Here is an 18463-nt window from a genome sequence, read left to right as displayed (position 1 = left end):
CATCGACTTGAGCTACCGCAGATACTCGATTTATTGGGGCATGTTCGATGACCATTTCAGCGCTTGTTTCTTAAAAACCCGTTCTATTTAAGACCGATGATATTAGAGACAAAGCCCAAATGCGTTATCCGTTTATTGTTGACGTTACCGAACATAACACCCTACAACATTTATTATTGATAGATATTAGGATTCAACATGACTCATCCAATCATTACTGATCTAAACACTCGTTACACAACTAAAAAATACGATGCAGAAAAACGCATCTCTGCGGAAGACATGGAAGTAATCAAAGAAGCACTTCGTCTGTCAGCTTCTTCTATCAACTCTCAGCCTTGGAAGTTCATCATCATTGAGAGCGACGAAGCAAAACAGCGTTTCCACAACACTTTCGAGAACATGTTCCAGTTTAACCAACCACATGCGAAAGAAGCGTCACACACAATCCTGTTCGCTCACGATCCTAAGTACACTAAAGAGAAATTCGCGAAACGCGCAGATACGGAAGTAAGCTCTGGTCACCTACCGGCTGAAATGTATGAACAGTTCTTAGGTGCTTACGCATTCGCAGAAATGAACACTGACGAAACAGGTTTCAATGGTAACTGGACTAAGTCTCAAGTGTACATTGCACTGGGTAACACACTGCACACGCTTGCTCGCCTTGGTATCGCTTCAACTCCAATGGAAGGTGTAGACGCGGCTATGATCAGCGAAGAGTTTGCTGACGAGCTAGAAGGTCACGTTGTTGATGTAGCACTGGCTATCGGTTACCACAAAGACGGCGAAGACTACAACCACGGTAAACCAAAAGCGCGTCTAGCTCTTGATGAAGTCGTGACTACGCTTTAAAAACTAACCAATAAATTGCACTGCTTATTTGGCCAGACTTTCGTCTGGCCTTTTTTATGCGCGCCTTTTGGTTGTTGGTCAGCATTGGAAATTACCAGAGTCAAATGGACGCTTTAGAATCATATTAATCACAAAATTTAGAATGTCATAAAGACACAAAAGCAAGTTCAAAAACCAAACAAAACCATTAAAAACAACACCTTAAAAACATGGCACGACTAGTGCAATGATGACCTTAGAAATTCAAATAAGGTATTATCATTATGACTATTCACGTTAAATCAAATGTTCACTGGGTTGGTATTCACGATTGGGAAACCGAGCATTTCCATGGCAAGGAATACCACATGAACAAAGGCACCAGTTATAACTCGTACCTAATCCGTGAAGAGAAAACGGTGCTTGTCGATACTGTTGACCATCGCTTTACAGAACAATTCCTTGCAAACCTTGAGATGGAAATCGACATCAACGAGATCGACTACATCATTTGTCAGCATGCCGAAGAAGACCACTCCGGCGCTCTTGCCGCGCTACTTGCTAAGATCCCTAATACCCCGGTCTACTGCACAGAAGCGGGTGTGAACTCGATTGTCGGCCATCATCACCAGCCAGACTGGAACTTTAGAACGGTAAAAACCGGCGACACACTGGATATCGGTAATGGTAAGCAACTTATCTTTGTTGAGATGAAAATGCTGCACTGGCCAGATTCAATGGCAACTTACCTAACAGGCGACGAAATTCTGTTTAGTAATGATGCCTTTGGCCAACACTACTGCGATGAAAACCTGTTCAACGACCAATTAGACCAAGTTGAACTGCACGAACAGTGCCTGCGTTACTTCTCGAATATCCTGACGCCATTTGCACCGCTAGTAAAAGCCAAAATCGAAGAAGTATTGAGTTTAGGTGTACCGATTGATGTTATCGCGACTTCTCACGGCTGTATTTGGCGAGATAACGCCACCCAGATCGTAGAGCAATACTACGAATGGTCAAAAGCTTATAAAGAAGACCGCATCACAATTGTGTACGACACCATGTCGAACAACACTCGTATGATGGCCGATGCCATTGCGAAAGGGATCCGTAAAGGGAGCCCAGAAACGGCAATCAAGGTGTTCAATATTTCCAAACATGATAAGAACGACATCCTTGCCAATATCTTCAGGTCAAAAGGTGTACTCGTTGGCTCATCAACCATGAACAATGTGATGATGCCGCAAATCGCAGCTTTACTCGAAGAGATACACGGCTTACGCTTTGCCGGAAAAAGAGCCGCGGCATTCGGTTCTTCAGGCTGGACTGGTGGCGCAGTAAAACGTATTGATGCTCGCCTACGTGAAGCAAACTTCGAAGTCAGCGCTCCGCAACACATCCATTGGAAACCAGACACCGATGCCCTTCGCCAATGCATCGATTACGGCATGACATTGGCTGAAGTTTGGCGCACCGATGCAAACGAGGTAAGTAAGCCTAAACAAGTTGAACGCAGCGTAAAGAAAATCGACACTCCAGAGAATCAGTCAGAGCACACAACTGAATCAGAAGCCGTTGCAGCAGCCTCTACCAAAGAAGCACAGCAGGTAGAGATTCAATCCACTCACAGCGAAGACTGCACCTGCTGGCGTTGCACGGTTTGTGAATGGGTATACGACCCACAATTAGGTGAACCGTACCAAGGTGTTGAACCTGGAACACCATGGGCACAAGTACCTGATGACTTCCTTTGCCCTGAGTGCCATTTAGGCAAAGAAGTATTTGTGGAGAAGTAACATGTCGAACATTGTGATTGTGGGTGGCGGTTTTGCTGCCCTACAAACTATCAAGATGGTACGTAAACTCGACCAAGATATCGCGATCACCATGATCACGGCAGATTCGGGGGTTGAGTACAGTAAACCAAACCTTTCGCACGCGTTTAGTCAGGAACAAACGCCCGAAACACTCACCGTACATAATGCTCAGCAACTTGCTGAGCAGTACAACGTGGCTATTAAAACTAAAGCGCTTGTCAGCGAAATCGATGTTGATCAGCAGTATATTCGTGTCGATGGCCAACCAATCCATTACACAAAGTTAGTGTTAGCAACGGGGGCCACACCATTTATTCCACCAGCAAAAGGGCTAAAACGACGGGCGACTATTACGCTCAATAGCCTAGAGGAGTTTGAGAAGCACAAAACGCAAATCGATGATGCTCAGCGTGTCACTGTGATTGGCGGTGGCCTGATCGGAGTCGAGCTGGCCTTTGACCTCCAAACCGCAGGGAAAGATGTCACGATCATCGAGCCTGCCAGCTATCTCTTGAGCAGTTTGGTGCCGCCTTTCGTTTCTTTAGAATTGGAGCAAGTGTTAAGAAAAGCAGGGGTGACCGTTGAAACAGACTCTGCTGTTTGTCGAGCGACTTACCTCGAAGAGGATATAAGATTACAAACCACCGCTTCTCGATTAATACGCACGGATGCTGTGATTGCAGCAGCAGGGCTGAAACCGAACACGACATTAGCGATACAAGCCGGAATCACCGTCAACAAAGGGATCGTTGTCGACCAAACCATGAAAACCAGTGCTAACAATGTGTATGCGATTGGTGATTGCGCCGAAATTGAAGGGCGTATCATGGCTTATCTCCAGCCCGCGATCTTGTCTGCTAATGTGTTGGCAAAACAGCTCATTGCGAGTGATGAAGTACCTGGGACCGCAGACATAAAACTCAAGTTGCCTCATATCATCACCAAGGTGAAAACCCCAAGCTATCCCATTCAGCTTGCAGGCCGCGATCTACAAACCGCTCAAAGCTGGGAGACTCGCTTTGGCCCGAAAGGCATTATCGCAAAAGGCTTCAACGCAGATAATCAATTGGTTGGGTTTATCGTCACTGGAGAGCATACCAAAGCAGCATTCCCACTGCTCAAAGAGCTACAAACAAGCTCACCCGCTTAATCTCAATGACATAAGCGGTGTCTTACAAAACAAAAAAAGCCAGTCTATTGACTGGCTTTTTTATGCGTTAAGCGAGGTGTTCACATTAACCGATAAACGAGATGTAACCTTGCAGGATAATCAGGTTAACGATATCAATGAAGAATGCGCCGACGATTGGCACCACCATGAACGCCTGTGGTGATGGACCGAATCGGTTCACCAAAGAGCCCATGTTCATTACCGCTGTAGGTGTTGCGCCTAGGCCGAAACCACAGTGACCACCCGACATAACCGCTGCGTCGTAGTTTGAACCCATCACCTTAAACGTCACAAAGTAAGAGAACAGGCCAAGTACCACTGCTTGAACACTTAAGATCACCAAGAATGGGATCGCAAGGTCGAAGATGTTCCACAGTTTCAGGCTCATTAACGCCATCGCTAAGAATAGAGACAGTGACACAGTACCCAGAATATCAACGGTTTCGCTGTCGGTTTTATGCAGCTTAGTCACTTCAAACACGTTAGTGATGAACACACCGATAAACAGAGCGTAAACAAAGTCAGGAATCATCAACCAAGAAATTTCGAAAGTCGCAACCCACTGCTCTAGGTATTTCGCACCTGTGATACAGATAAGGAGAATGAACAATACTTCAATCACCTTCTTGGCTGTTACTTTGTCTTCTTCATACTCGTTATACGTCACTAGCTCAGGGAAACGCTCGTGCGTTTGTGTACCTGTGCCGTACTCTGATTCAAGGTTGTTTTTATCGATCAGCTTTTGTGCCACCGGGCTACCGATGATACCGCCAATGATCAAACCAAAGGTTGCCGAAGCCATCGCGATTTCTAGCGTGTTGGAAATGCCATAAGTATCAGAAAAGGTTTGCGACCAAGCTGCACCTGTACCGTGACCACCAGATAGCGTAATAGAACCTGCGATCAAGCCCATTAGCGGCTCAAGACCAAGCGCGGTAGCTAACGTCACACCCACACCATTTTGGATGATGATGTATACCGAAGCGACGCCCAAGAACAAGAATACCTTCGCACCGCCTTTCATTAACTGTGTGTAGTTAGCAGCAAGACCTACGGTTGCAAAGAACATCAACATGAATGTGTTCTGTAAAGGTAGGGAGAACTCTAGATCAACGCCGTTAAAATGCAGACCTGTAATCGCAAAAGCAACAATTAAGCCGCCCACAATGGGCTCTGGGATATTGTACTTTTTGAGAATCGGTAGCTTTGCGTTTACAAAATGACCTAGAAACAAAACGCTGATCGCGATTAAGAAAGATTCTAGTGGCCCTATTGAAATTAATTGATTCATATAACCTCTATTGTTTTACGTTCTCATCTTCCCTAATGAGTCTAGTTTTATCTGTAAGTATTTGTGTTGCTCTGCCTATATTTATGCAAATTGATGAGAAATTGTTGGATTAGAAAACCGAACACATTAGCGTGTCAGCTAAGTATCATGTTAGTAACACGTTAACTTTAGTAGGCGATGAGAGGTTTTGTGACCCAAATCAACACCTATCTGTTTATCTTATCGCCAATGCGATCGTCGATTTAACCCTTTCTGAATACCTAAAAAAGCAAAAAGGAGCTATTGCTAGCTCCTCTTTTATTACCATCGCTGGTAATTAGAATTTTTTAGGGGCATAACCCGTCATAACCTCAAGACGAAGCTCTTTACCAATCTTCGTCATTGGGTGAACAACGACTAATCCTTTTACAGACTTTTTCAGTTTACCCATATCCGCTTGCTCAGCTTTAGTAATTTCGCGGCTAAATGGCATATCAAGCAACGACTTACGTTCTTGATTCACATCGTAGCTTTGCTTGTGCTTAAGCTGTGCAATCTTCTTTGTTAGCTTTTTGATTTCGTCTTCAAATTGACGAACAACAGGACGATCATTACGAGCTTTAGCAGCCGCTAACTTATGGCGACACTTGTCTAAACGGTTGTTAATTTGTTGAAGTTCGTTTTTAGCACTCATAATAATTTCCTAAGATTAAGCAAGCCAATTCGGATTGGGGCGCGGAGTATAGCACAAGGGTTTACCTGAACCGAAATTTATCTGATAAATAGCCTTTGGAATAAAAAACAGCCTAAACTGTCTATCAGCCCATCGATACAAAAATACCACTAATCCGCCGATCAGATATCAACCACAAGGAAGCGTAATGACATCACTGAAACAAAGAGTATTGACCTACAGCCTAGTCCTTGGCTCTGTATTTGCCACAAGTTATGCATCCAGCGAAGCCTCTAATGAAAGCATGCACGACAACAATCTGATTATTGAGTATTCAGCGCCTCAAGACGAAACAGAGAGACAGCTTAAGCAAGAGATTGAGCAGAGTGGCGTTAATGACACCATGGTAGACCTATCGAATCAGTTGTTCCTGTTCAAACAGCCTTTGGTCATTCAATACGGTGGCGATGAGGGTCCGCTCTACGACCCGCAAACTCATCATGTACTGATTCCTTACAGCTTCTACGCCGAATCACTCAACTATTTTGAAAAGAACCAATACGAAAAAGAGTATGGGAAATCCGCGCAAACTGGCGCCATCGATACCCTGCTCCATACGCTGATTCATGAGGCTGGCCATGCCTATGTTGAAGATCAGCAAATTGCCATTCTAGGTAAAGAAGAAGACGCGGTTGATAATTTAGCGACCATCTTACTTATCAACTATGTCGAACACGGTACAGATGCAGCGATAAGCGCAGCTGATATGTTCGCCTTCGAATCAGAGGATCGCCCAGAGTATTACGATTTGGGTGAATACATTGATGAGCACAGCTTCGATCTACAACGCTACTTCTCAACCTTATGTTTGGTCTATGGCAGCGATCCTGAGGCCTACAAAAACTTACTTGATGAAGTAGAAAACGACTATCTGAAAGATAGAAAGGAGTTTTGCGTAGAGCATTTTGATGTCATCAACGCCAATTGGCATCGATATTTAAAAGAGAGCGACGATAGTTAACAGCTTCACTATCACAGTTCAGAAGTTTTCCCATTCGACTGCTACTTCCAACAGCGGCTTCGTGCTTTTAAAGCCGCTGAATGTTGTTTGGGGAACGTAAAATGAGACGTCAGACAAAACCTAGACGTTCACTTTGTACTTCAAATCTTGTGCTTCATCGCCCGTCATCCCTCGGAAACCCCAACAATGTGAAGGCTGCTCTTTGATAGTGATTTCAATATCGATCGGAGAGATAGAGAGCTGCTTTTCAATCTCAGAAAAGATCTTCTTAATTAAGCGCTTTTTGGTGTTAACAGCGCGTCCTTCCATCATATTAATCTCGATAACGGTATAGGCCTGCGTTCGCCCTTCTGGGTAAAAGAAGTCATCTCGTTCTAATGGCACAAAACGATGTGCACGCTTGTCATCTGGCAACCCCATCTCACTATTTAAGCACTGCTGCAAAACATTAGAGAGCTCTAGCTTAATCGGGTTTAAGCACTCTTTGATACCATAAATAACAATCATGACCAGTCCTTCGATGTGATGTTAAGTAAAGAAGAAAGTTAGAAAGAAGCAGCCATTCACCCTTTCTGCTCGCTCACTATTTATCCATATACTACCTAATGACATCGACTAAAGAAGAGACGAACGATGAATTTATGAACAAGTGCAACAAAAAACATATCCTTCTATTGCAGCTGGTTTGCCAAACAACTTCGATTAATAAACAACCACCTTCTGACCTAGATTGATCGAACCTCTCAAACAGTCCGTATACCCTCCTAAATCATCTTTGAACTAAGGAGTGCTATGTGCCGAATTCAACTGGGAAGATCACGCGGACAGAAGCCAAACCAGACAAACCCGTAGAGTCTTCTCTAGAGCTTGCTGTGTTCCCCCTCCCCATCTTTCTTTTGCCAGGAGGGAGACAAAGGCTAAGAATCTTCGAACAAAAATATCTCACCATGGTGGCACACGCTGCCAAAGGCGAAGGTTTTATCATCGCGACGCAAGACAACACAAAGTCCGAACATCTTAGTACGTGGGGAACTAAGGTCACGATTGTCGATTTCAATATGTCGGATGATCAGTTGTTGGAGATCGACGTAGAAGGGCAAAACTTAGTGCAGTTGCACTCCTCACATCGCCAAAGCGACGGCCTGATTAAAAGCCAATTCCATGATTTACCCCATTGGCCAGCGCTCGACTATGATGTGCCCAATGTCTTTACTGCATTTCTAGTGCAGTTATTCCGTGACCACGACTCAATCAGAACGCTCTACCCGACCCCAGATTTTGACAGCCCGCAGTGGATTTGTGCGCGATTGCTCGAGATGATGCCAATCCCGTTAGAAAAGAAATCAGAATTTACAGAACCTGCGAGTTTTCCCTCGCTAGTTCCTTTTTTGAATCAAATCATTACGGGGCAGTAAACACTTTTTTTCACTATAATTTTGTATAGTAAAAATTAATTTAAACAAAAGTGATCCCTACTGATGCTTTGCACGTAGTGCCACTCAAATTCGCATGATGGTTACTGACTATGCAAGTGGAAAGCAGAAGTAAAGGGAAGGGCAAGGAGCATGTCATCATTCCCGACAACAAATTACCGAGTGAAAACAAGGTACCTACAGAGCTCTCAAGCTGGTTGATTTCGGTGGGAGAAAACCGAGACAAGCAGGCATTCACCTGTTTGTTCAAGTTCTTTGCACCCAAAATCAAACGTTTCGGAATCAGCAAACTCGGTGGCGAAGCAGCCGCAAATGAACTGGTTCAAGACACCATGACCAATGTTTGGAAGAAAGCACACCTCTACAACGAAGATAAAGGTGCGGCGACCACTTGGGTCTACACAGTAATGCGAAACGCAGCATTCGATATGCTTCGTAAAGTAAAAGCTAAAGCAGAGCAAACGATAGCTGACGACATTTGGCCATTAGACGCTATGGTGGCTGAGACTCAAAACGAAGATTTGCCTTTTGGCGATCATCTAATGAGCCGACATGTCATGACGCAAATCGAGAAGCTCCCTTTAGCGCAGAAAACCATAGTGAAAGGCGTTTACTTCCAAGAGCTGTCACAGGAGCAACTCGCTCAGCAACTCGGCGTCCCGCTTGGAACCGTGAAATCCCGTTTAAGACTCGCTCTAGCCAAACTTAAGGTTCACATGGGGGAACAAAGCCATGATTAAACATCACCCAAACGATGCAATATTGAAAAACTTTGTTGATGGCACGCTTGCTGACTCAGTTTCCCTAATTGTGTCCAGTCATGTCGAGCTATGTGAACATTGCCAGGCAAAAGTGCAGCAGCTAACGGCTAATGCAGCTGACAGCGTATTTGATGAGCAGCAAACAGCAACAAGTAACGAACTAGATAGCTTCCTTGCCGACGACATAGATTTCGATTTTGATGTGATTGATCAGATCACTGCCGATTTGTCGCAATCAATAGAGGTGGAATCAAAAGCCGAACAAGTGATAGTCGCTGACACTACTTTCACCATTCCACGTGCGTTGAGTTCAATCGCAAGAAAGGACTGGATGAATCTCGGGAAAATATCTCGAGCACGACTCGATTTTGAAGATGACGCTCACCACACTAGCTTGTTGCACATTGATAAAGACGGCCAAGTGCCTTGCCATACACACAAGGGTTTCGAGATTACTCTATTATTAGAAGGCAGTTTCGAAGACGAAATGGGTGTCTACAACAAAGGCGATTTCATCTGGTTGGATGGAAATCATACCCATCAGCCAGCAACGAAAGAAGGGTGTGTGTGCCTGACAGTATCAAGCGACGCCTTGTACTTCACCAAAGGGGTGAGCCAGCTGTTCAACCCACTAGGTAAATACATTTATTAAGGTACGTCACGGAACTTTTAAAGTCGGCTAGGAAACAACGTCAAAAACAGACTAAATTAATGTGGGATAAGCAACATCCCACATAATAAGAAATAAAATGAGCAATGAACGTAAGGAATTGACCAATGGATAAAAAAATAAAAATAGGCATTAGTGCATGTGTCGCCGGTCATAAAGTTAGGTTCGATACTGGCCACAAACGATCTCGCTTCTGTACTGAAGACCTTGCAGATTATGTTGAGCTTGAGCCAGTGTGCCCTGAAATGGCAGTTGGATTGCCAACGCCTCGCCCAACCATTCGTCAGACACGGATGTTAGACGACATCATTCACGTTTCCCGTCCTGATGGCACTGGCGACGTTACTGATGAGCTAATCGAATTCGGTCAAAACTACTCCAAGAATAACCAACATATCGCTGGTTTCATCGTGTGCCAAAAGAGTCCAACTTGCGGCATGGAGCGCGTTAAGGTGTACCACCACCATGGCCGCGGCTCTGAATCCACAGGTATTGGTATGTTCACGAAGCAGGTTATGGAAGGCAACCCTTTGCTGCCCGTGGAAGAGAACGGTCGTCTGAACGATCCGATTTTGCGCGAAAACTTCATGACTCGTGTTTTCACTTATCAGAAGTGGCTAGACCTAGTAGATGAAGGTATTACCAAGCACAAGCTTATCCAGTTCCATAGCGCCCACAAGTATCTAGTAATGTGCCATCACGTTGAGGGCTATAAAAGCCTTGGTAAATTACTAGCAGGCAATGAGCTAGAGATAAATGAGCTTGCAGATAAGTATATTGAAGGGCTGATGACGGCATTATCGCACCATGCAAACCGAGGTACGCACGCCAACACGCTTCAACACCTTCAAGGTTACTTTAAGAAGCAGCTCAGCAGTGCTCACAAGCAAGAGTTATCTAACCAGATTGCTTCTTTCAGAGAGGGCGTGATTCCGCTGTTAGTGCCACTAACACTGATCAATCACTACTTGATGGAATACCCAAATGAGTACCTGCAGTCACAGGTTTACTTAAACCCTCACCCGCAAGAACTTAAATTGAGATACGGATATTGAGCGATATTCTATGGATAAGACGAGACCTGCGTATTCACGATAATCCAGCTCTCGTCTCAGCAATCGAAAACGGCGTTTCAATCGCCGTTTTTATTTCAACACCACAAAAGTGGCATCAGCATCACCTTGCTCCGATTAAAGCAGACTTTATCTTCCGTCATTTAAAGCAACTGGAAGCTGAACTCGCCGACTTGGGCATAACCCTGCTGCACCTCAAAGCGACCGATTTTGATGATCAAGCCCAGCAGTTGACCGAGCTGTACCAACAACTTGGTTCTCAGGTTGTTTTCGCCAATTCAGAGCCAGAAGTCGATGAACAAGCTCGTGACCAACAACTGATATCGAGCGGTATAAATCTTCAGATCAGTGACTGTGATGTGATGCTCCCTCTAGGCAGTGTGCTTAACCAACAAGGTGAGATGTTCAAAGTATTCACGCCATTTAAAAATGCCTGGTTAAAAGAAGTGCAAGCAAAAGGCATTCAATGCAGTCCTGCTGCACTCACTTCTAATAACAACGCTAAGACTCAGTTGCCTGACAACTTGCAAACGCTCCAGCTTGCCAGTGACTATGACTTCGACTTTCCGCGAGTCGACTCAAGCCGTTGGCCGTTAAGCCAAGACGTACTCGGCAATGTGATACCTAACTTTCTAGCCAACAAGGTCAACGACTACGCTCGCCTGAGAGACATCCCTTCAGTAAAAGGGACTTCAGGTTTATCGCCTTACTTAGCGATTGGCGCGGTAAGCCCAAGATGGTTAGCCATTCAGCTCATCCAGCAGCAACCCGATTTACTGTTTGATACCCAACTGCCCGCTTTTTCTTGGCTCAATGAATTGATTTGGCGAGACTTTTATAAGCACTTGATGTTCCACCATCCTAAACTGGTTAAAGGGGCTAATTTCCAGCAGAAATACAATGGTTTAGATTGGTATAAAGATCATCCTAGCTTCAAAGCTTGGTGTGAAGGAAAAACGGGGTATCCATTGGTTGATGCAGCCATGCGTCAACTGGTCGAAACCGGCTGGATGCACAACAGGTTAAGAATGGTAGTCGCTAGCTTTTTAACTAAACACTTGTTGATTGACTGGCGTTGGGGTGAGCGCTTCTTTATGGATCACCTCATTGACGGTGATTTTAGTGCCAACAATGGCGGCTGGCAGTGGGCTTCAAGTACCGGCTGTGATGCACAACCTTACTTTCGAATCTTCAACCCGATCACCCAGAGTGAAAAGTTTGATCCGAAAGGAATTTTTATCCGTAAGTACATACCAGAGCTGCAAAATATTCCGGATAAGCATGTGCATTTCCCACATGATTACATAGCAAAAAACGGAATAAACAGTGAATACTGGCAACCCATCGTTGAACATAAAGAAGCACGATTGAGAGCCTTAGCCTTTTTCAAATAATTAGAGTGAATATTATGGATAACTCTCTATGGCTTGATAACTTTCTCAACATGTATCGAGAGCTCGGAACAGACAATTTCGACGTGCTAAAGACGGTTTATCACCCTAATATCGAATTCCAAGACCCGCTGCATCATGTCAGCGGGATTGCAGCGCTAACTCACTATTTCGACAACATTTACACCCAAGTGACTAGCTGTAACTTTCACATCGAGCACACGTTTGAAGTTAACGGCGAAGCATCGGTATATTGGACAATGCACTTTGTACACAAGCAACTTAATGGGCAGAAGCCTATTGAGGTGCAAGGCCACAGCCACCTCAAAATGCTCGATGATCAAGTGATTTACCACAGAGACTATCTCGATGTCGGCTCTATGTTGTATGAACATATTCCGGTGTTGGGCTGCGCCATCAAATCCATCAAGAAAAGAGCGAGTCGATAATGCGTATTATGATCACAGGCGCGACCTCAGGTATCGGCCAATCACTCGCTCTCGATTATGCCCAACAAGGACATCAAGTCATTGCTTGTGGTCGTAGCCAAGATAAATTACAGGCTCTAGTCGATTCGCACGAAACTGACATCTCAGAGTCGTCTATTACACCTCTGTGCTTTGACTTAACGGATTACCACAACTTCCCAGAGCTTGATCAAGACAATCCACTTGACCTTCTCATTCTCAATGCGGGTGACTGTGAATACATCGATGACCCAGTAAACTTTGATGCCGAGCTTTTTGAGCGCGTCATCAACATTAACTTAATCTCTATTGGTTACGCTCTAAAGTCTTGGTTGAAAAACATTAAACCCGGCGGACGCTTAGTTTTAGTAAGCTCTAGCGCTAGCTTTCTGCCTCTGCCAAGAGCTGAGGCTTATGGCGCTTCAAAAGCAGCACTCACTTACTTAGGAAGAACACTTTCGGTTGATCTTGCCAAACACAATATTCATGTCTCAATTGTGCATCCTGGCTTTGTGGAAACGCCTTTAACCGAGCGAAACACGTTCGCTATGCCTATGATTATTAGTAGTGAGGCTGCAACTCAGCGAATCGTTAACGGAATTGCTCAAGGAAAGAGCGAGATCGATTTCCCTCGACGATTCATCATGTTGATGAAGCTATTAAGAATGCTTCCAACTTCAGTTTGGCAAAAACTCGCTTCAAGGATGGTATAACAATGAAGAAAATCGCCATTATTGGTTCAGGGATTTCTGGACTCACTTGCGCGCACATATTAGATAAACACCACGACGTAACAGTATTCGAAAAAAATGATTACGTTGGTGGGCACACCGCCACCGTTGATATTGAACATCAAGGCTCGGCGTTCTCGATTGATACTGGCTTCATCGTGTTCAACGATCGAACCTATCCAAACTTCAACCAACTACTCGAACAGTTGGGTGTTGAACGACAACCGACAGAAATGAGCTTCAGTGTACATAACACAACCACTCAGTTTGAATACAATGGCCACAGCATCAACTCGCTATTTGCGCAGAGGAGCAACATCTTCAAACCGCAGTTCTGGTCATTAATCTCTGACATTCTCAAATTCAACAAGTTGTGTAAGGCTCAATTCGAAAGTAACCGCTTCACACCTGACGTTACCCTTGGCAGTTTCCTGCGTGACAATCAATTTTCTGACTTCTTTAGCCAACACTACATTCTGCCAATGGGTGCGGCTATTTGGTCAACCAGCCTTGAAGAGATGGAAGAGTTCGAACTTAAGTTCTTCATTCAGTTCTTTTACAACCACGGCCTGCTTGATATCACCAATCGCCCCCAATGGTATGTGATTCCAAAAGGTTCTCGTTCTTATGTTGAGATCATCCTTTCTCGCCTGAGCAAGCCAGTGGCATTGAACACATCGATTCAACAAGTCATTCGTCATGAAACAGGTGTAACTATCGAATTTGAAGACGGTGCAACAAAGCAATTTGATGAAGTGATTTTCGCCTGCCATTCAGACCAAGCGTTAGCCCTGTTAGGCGATGCAACGGCAGATGAGAAAGAGGTATTAGGTGAGATACCTTACAGCCGCAACGAAGTGGTTCTTCATACCGACACCAGCTTGCTACCAGACAGAAAGCTGGCGTGGGCGAGCTGGAACTACATGCTGGATGGTAATAGTAAGCGACCAGCTTGTGTCACTTACAACATGAATATTCTGCAGGGAATAGAGAGCAAAGACACCTTCTGCGTGACCTTAAACCAGAGTGAAGCCATTGCTCCAGAAAAGATCATCCGAAGCTTTGTGTATCACCACCCAGTATTGAACTCCAACACAGTCAATGCACAGCAGCAGCGTGACCGCATTTGCGGTAAACAGAATACGCATTTCGCAGGCGCGTATTGGTACAACGGGTTCCACGAAGATGGCGTGCATAGCGCATTGGATGTGACCAAGCGCTTTGGTCTGGATCTCAGCACGAGCACAGCACAATGAACACCGAGGCCCTAGCATCCAACACAGAAATAGCATCTGAACAGAGTGAAGAGTTCAGCGGTATCTATTGGGGAAACGTCAGACATCGCCGCTTTGGTGATATACCCCATGAGTTCAGCTACCAGCTCTACATGATGGGGCTAGATCTCGATGAGCTGCCTAAGACCACTACGAGAAGTGTGCTGTTTGGGACTCGCTGGTACAACCCGATTCGCTTTGTCGAATCGGATTATCTTGCTGAAAAAGAAGAAAATGCAATTAGCGATGAACCTAAGTCTCTAAAACAACGTATAGCATCCAAAGTACAACATCTTGGTGGCGATTGGTCTGATGTAAACCGAGTAACAATGCTGGCTCAATGCCGATGTTTAGGTATTTACTTTAGTCCAATCAACTGCTTTTTCTGTTACGACGAAGCAGACGAGTGTCGATATATGTTGGCCGAGGTTAGCAACACACCTTGGCGAGAGAGGCACTATTATCTGATCGACATGCGCCAAGAGTTGAAAGTTAAAAAAGATTTTCACGTTTCGCCGTTCATGGATTTAAACATGACCTATTTCTGGAAGATTAAACCACCAGCGAAACGAACGCTTGTTCACATCGAAAGCCGCCGAAGCGAACGAATATTCGATGCGACACTAGCGCTGACTAAGCAGTCAGTAACGAAAACAAATATTAGGCGAACGGTATTTAAGATCCCGGCAATGACGGTGAAAGTGGTGATGGGGATTTATTATCAGGCTCTCAAGTTATTCCTGAAAAAAGTACCGTTTGTGGCGCACCCGGACTCGACACCTTAAGCGCCAAAATCAATACTCAATTATGTTGTGAGTGTGCTCAAACCAACGAATGCCACCCAACTTAGTTGGCAAAAAAGTTAGAATGAATTCTCAGCGAGGTTGACATGGAACAGCTTGCAAAACAAAACAACAACATTGAACAACAAGCTAAAGTCGTTGCTGTTTCAAGCAACTGTAAGTATCGAGCTTTAATCTTTAAGGTCCTAGAGCGCCTGCAATTTGCAACGCTGGAAATCATCGAACGAGACCAGCATTCGGTGTTCGGAGACAGAGAAGCAGATTTGAAAGGTCGAATTGTGATTCACGATGCGACCTTTTTTAGAGACGTGGTTGTCAACGGCAGTATCGGGGCATCCGAAGCCTATATAGATGGTAAATGGACCAGTCCAGACCTAACCCGCGTTATCCAGATTATGGCTCGCAACCAAGCCCAGTTAGATGAGCTAGACGACAAAACTCAGTGGATTTCTCGCATTAAGAATCTCCTGCTTCGTCGCAAAAACGCCAACACCGAGCAAGGCTCTAAGCGAAACATTTTGGCTCACTACGACATCGGTAATGAGCTATACGAACGTTTTCTTGATAGCTCAATGCAGTACTCGTCAGCTATCTATAGTGATGAAGCACTGACTTTATCGAAAGCACAGCAGAACAAAATGAAAACCATCTGTGAGCGTCTAGAACTCTCTGAGGCAGACAGTGTGGTCGAGATTGGCACTGGCTGGGGTGGTTTAGCAATCTTCATGGCGCAGCATTATGGCTGCCACGTCACGACGACGACTATTTCAGATGCACAGCACGAGTTGGCAGAGCAGCGGGTAAAATCGCTCGGCTTAACCGATAAAATAACTCTACTCAAAGAAGACTATCGCAACCTAACGGGTGAATACGATAAGTTGGTTTCCATCGAGATGATAGAAGCGGTGGGACATGAATACCTGCAAACCTTCTTTGAGAAATGCTCTTCATTGTTGAAGCCTTCCGGCAAAATGTTGATTCAAGCGATTACCATCGCCGATGGTCGTTATGAAAAGTACCGCAAAGGCGTCGACTTTATCCAAAAGTACATTTTCCCTGGCGGCTGCTTACCTTCTGTATCAGTGATGACCCAACATCTTGCGACCAGTACCGACCTTGTCGTTCAAGAAATTGACGATATTGGTCTGCATTACGCTCGCACATTGAACGATTGGAACGTTGCCTTTCAAAACAGCTGGGAAGAATTGCAGTCTCTGGGCTATTCAGAAGAGTTCAAGCGTCTTTGGACCTTCTACTTCTGCTACTGTGAAGGTGCATTCAAAGAGCGAGTGATCAGTACTCACCATTTAGTCGCAAGAAAACCTCGTTACTTTGGAGCGAAAGATGAAACGGTTTTGGATTATTAATCTCATTCTGTTTCAAGCGACCTGGGTTTGCAGCGCGTTCTTCACCGCTCAAGCCCCGTTCGTAACACCGCTGCTGGTGATCGTTCACTTCCTATTGTCACCGACTCGCCACAGCGACCTTAAAATACTCGTTTTATTACCATTGGGGCTACTGCTTGATAGCCTCATGCTTCACTTCGGCGTCTTCGCCGTCGACCCTGCCATTGCCAATCAATCATGGTTCCCTGTGTGGCTCGTCTGCCTATGGATCATGTTCTTGATTAGCTTCAACCACAGCCTTAATTGGCTCTTAAAATGCTCAAAAGTGATCTTGTTCGCCTTAGGGTTCGTAGCAGGTACTAGTAGCTATTGGGGAGGAATAAAAGCGGGAGCCCTCCTTGCTACTTGGCCAGATGCATCGGTAGTTGCTGCCCTTGCGCTGAGTTGGGGGATATTTTTACCTCTTCTTGTGGCCGCCTACTCCAACCTAATGAAACCGACAATGGCAAGGACAACGAGGTGACTTATGGCTTACTCACTCAAACGGACACAGGCGCTCCATTCAAAGAGCTCTGAGAGTCACGCGTGTGCCCAATCTAACACTCAGACGGCTGCAAACAATCAGCACTTAAAAGCATTTCTAGGTGCTTTCACCTTTTCTCTATTAATCGTAGCGTTATTGTTTGCTGGGCAAGCTCGCGCCTCTGCTGTCGACGATTTAAACAAGCGCGGACAAGGGGAGATGAGTTACCTATTTTGGACCCTCTACTCTGCTGAATTCTACACTGCACCTTCGAGTTCAAAACGCGCTCTGAAAATAGAGTACTACCGCGCGATAGACAGTAAGGACCTAGTCGAAGCAACCGAGGATCAGTGGAACAAGCTCGGCTACCCTAACAGCAATATCGAACGCTGGTTGAAGCCCCTCTACTCGATGTGGCCCAACGTAGAAGCAGGAAGCACATTGACGATTCGTGTTGAAGAAGACAACGTGAGTCGCTTTTACTTCGATGAACAGCCTATCGGTGTCATTCAAGATAAACAATTCGGCGATGCCTTCCTAGCGATCTGGCTCTCTGAAAACACCTCCGAACCTGGCCTACGCAAACAACTATTAGGTTTGAATAAATGATTTCAAAAACAAAAATAATCAAATTGGCTCTCGCAATACTGTCTCTTAGTTGGCTAACAGGTTGCGGCTCTGCCAGCCTTGATAATCATGTCGACACAATACCAGAGCTCAAGCTTGAGTCCTTCTTCAATGGCGAGTTAATGGCCTACGGTATGGTACTCGACCGCTCCGGCAACTTGTTAAGACGCTTCGATGCTAAACTCATCGCTACGTGGGAAGGCAATAATGGTGAAATCAAAGAGTGGTTCTCATTTGCCGATGGTGAACGCTCAACCCGAGTTTGGAACCTGATAAAAACCGGCGATAACACCTACTCAGGCACAGCTAACGATGTAGTAGGAACGGCTTATGGTGAGACACAAGGTTCTGCACTGTATTGGAAGTACGATTTAGAAATTGAAGTCGACGGCAGTACCTATGAAGTTACATTGGATGATTGGATGTTCTTGATGGATGAAAAACGATTGTTCAATAAGACCGAGATGTCTAAGTTTGGCTTTAAGGTCGGAGAGGTCATCCTGTACATTGAAAAGATTTAGACAACTCGCCCTTCATTCGATCTGAATCGCCCACTTTAGAATCCAGCCCACAAC

20 protein-coding genes are annotated in these 18463 nt (G+C 45.0%); 17 read left to right on the top strand and 3 right to left on the bottom strand.

Going from position 1 to position 18463, the window contains the following annotated elements; genetic code table 11:
* Positions 1-198 precede the first annotated feature (198 nt).
* The 3 genes from L0991_19740 (at position 199) to norW (ending at position 3804) form a co-directional block, all read left to right on the top strand.
* Complete coding sequence (locus tag L0991_19740; GenBank protein XGB64264.1) at positions 199-855, top strand: nitroreductase family protein; 657 nt, start codon at positions 199-201, stop codon at positions 853-855.
* A gap of 263 nt (positions 856-1118) precedes the next feature.
* Complete coding sequence (gene norV, locus L0991_19735; GenBank protein ID XGB64263.1) at positions 1119-2633, top strand: anaerobic nitric oxide reductase flavorubredoxin; 1515 nt, start codon at positions 1119-1121, stop codon at positions 2631-2633.
* 1 nt (position 2634) lies between these two features.
* Positions 2635-3804, top strand: coding sequence for an NADH:flavorubredoxin reductase NorW (norW, locus tag L0991_19730; protein ID XGB64262.1), 1170 nt, complete (start codon positions 2635-2637; stop codon positions 3802-3804).
* Between the two features lie 85 nt (positions 3805-3889).
* On the opposite strand, the gene gltS is transcribed toward norW, so the two are convergent.
* Positions 3890-5116 (bottom strand): sodium/glutamate symporter, encoded by a 1227-nt coding sequence (gltS, locus tag L0991_19725; protein XGB64261.1) that lies wholly within the window; start codon positions 5114-5116, stop codon positions 3890-3892.
* Between the two features lie 316 nt (positions 5117-5432).
* Positions 5433-5789: a YibL family ribosome-associated protein gene (locus L0991_19720; protein ID XGB64260.1), complete on the bottom strand. Its 357-nt coding sequence runs from the start codon at positions 5787-5789 to the stop codon at positions 5433-5435.
* Between the two features lie 187 nt (positions 5790-5976).
* Between L0991_19720 and L0991_19715 the strand changes: the two genes are divergently transcribed.
* Positions 5977-6789, top strand: coding sequence for a DUF4344 domain-containing metallopeptidase (locus L0991_19715; GenBank protein XGB64259.1), 813 nt, complete (start codon positions 5977-5979; stop codon positions 6787-6789).
* 120 nt (positions 6790-6909) lie between these two features.
* Here the strand turns inward: L0991_19715 and L0991_19710 are convergent, their stop codons facing one another.
* Positions 6910-7296 carry a tautomerase family protein gene (locus L0991_19710; protein ID XGB64258.1) on the bottom strand — a complete coding sequence of 129 codons (387 nt, stop codon included), beginning with the start codon at positions 7294-7296 and terminating at the stop codon, positions 6910-6912.
* A gap of 287 nt (positions 7297-7583) precedes the next feature.
* Between L0991_19710 and L0991_19705 the strand changes: the two genes are divergently transcribed.
* The 13 genes from L0991_19705 (at position 7584) to L0991_19645 (ending at position 18409) form a co-directional block, all read left to right on the top strand.
* Entirely contained in the window at positions 7584-8204 is a 621-nt protein-coding gene (locus L0991_19705; protein ID XGB64257.1) for a hypothetical protein, read from the top strand.
* A gap of 110 nt (positions 8205-8314) precedes the next feature.
* Complete coding sequence (locus tag L0991_19700; protein XGB64256.1) at positions 8315-8962, top strand: sigma-70 family RNA polymerase sigma factor; 648 nt, start codon at positions 8315-8317, stop codon at positions 8960-8962.
* On the top strand, positions 8955-9635 hold the full coding sequence (locus L0991_19695; GenBank protein ID XGB64255.1) for a ChrR family anti-sigma-E factor: 681 nt from the start codon (positions 8955-8957) through the stop codon (positions 9633-9635). The genes L0991_19700 and L0991_19695 overlap by 8 nt, the downstream gene beginning before the upstream one ends.
* A gap of 125 nt (positions 9636-9760) precedes the next feature.
* The gene (locus L0991_19690; GenBank protein ID XGB64254.1) at positions 9761-10708 is read left to right on the top strand and encodes a DUF523 and DUF1722 domain-containing protein; all 948 of its coding nucleotides are present in this window, start codon (positions 9761-9763) and stop codon (positions 10706-10708) included.
* A complete protein-coding gene (phrB, locus tag L0991_19685; protein ID XGB64253.1) occupies positions 10705-12120 on the top strand; it encodes a deoxyribodipyrimidine photo-lyase in 1416 nt (471 codons plus the stop codon). The genes L0991_19690 and phrB overlap by 4 nt, the downstream gene beginning before the upstream one ends.
* A gap of 14 nt (positions 12121-12134) precedes the next feature.
* Positions 12135-12566, top strand: coding sequence for a nuclear transport factor 2 family protein (locus tag L0991_19680; protein XGB64252.1), 432 nt, complete (start codon positions 12135-12137; stop codon positions 12564-12566).
* Complete coding sequence (locus L0991_19675) at positions 12566-13297, top strand: SDR family NAD(P)-dependent oxidoreductase (GenBank protein XGB64251.1); 732 nt, start codon at positions 12566-12568, stop codon at positions 13295-13297. The genes L0991_19680 and L0991_19675 overlap by 1 nt, the downstream gene beginning before the upstream one ends.
* A 2-nt stretch (positions 13298-13299) precedes the next feature.
* Entirely contained in the window at positions 13300-14571 is a 1272-nt protein-coding gene (locus L0991_19670; GenBank protein XGB64250.1) for an FAD-dependent oxidoreductase, read from the top strand.
* Complete coding sequence (locus L0991_19665; protein ID XGB64249.1) at positions 14568-15374, top strand: DUF1365 domain-containing protein; 807 nt, start codon at positions 14568-14570, stop codon at positions 15372-15374. Before L0991_19670 ends, L0991_19665 begins: the two co-directional genes overlap by 4 nt.
* Positions 15375-15478: 104 nt before the next feature.
* The gene (locus tag L0991_19660) at positions 15479-16759 is read left to right on the top strand and encodes a cyclopropane-fatty-acyl-phospholipid synthase family protein (GenBank protein XGB64248.1); all 1281 of its coding nucleotides are present in this window, start codon (positions 15479-15481) and stop codon (positions 16757-16759) included.
* Entirely contained in the window at positions 16737-17261 is a 525-nt protein-coding gene (locus L0991_19655; protein ID XGB64247.1) for a DUF2878 domain-containing protein, read from the top strand. Before L0991_19660 ends, L0991_19655 begins: the two co-directional genes overlap by 23 nt.
* Before the next feature lie 3 nt (positions 17262-17264).
* A complete protein-coding gene (locus tag L0991_19650) occupies positions 17265-17870 on the top strand; it encodes a chalcone isomerase family protein (GenBank protein XGB64246.1) in 606 nt (201 codons plus the stop codon).
* Positions 17867-18409 carry a DUF3833 domain-containing protein gene (locus L0991_19645; GenBank protein XGB64245.1) on the top strand — a complete coding sequence of 181 codons (543 nt, stop codon included), beginning with the start codon at positions 17867-17869 and terminating at the stop codon, positions 18407-18409. Before L0991_19650 ends, L0991_19645 begins: the two co-directional genes overlap by 4 nt.
* Positions 18410-18463 lie beyond the last annotated feature (54 nt).

Origin of the sequence: Vibrio chagasii, from assembly GCA_041879415.1 — a bacterium.
In the GTDB taxonomy this organism is placed as follows: domain Bacteria; phylum Pseudomonadota; class Gammaproteobacteria; order Enterobacterales; family Vibrionaceae; genus Vibrio.
The sequence above is the reverse complement of the archived record's forward strand: the minus strand, read 5'-3'. Positions and strand labels throughout refer to the sequence as shown.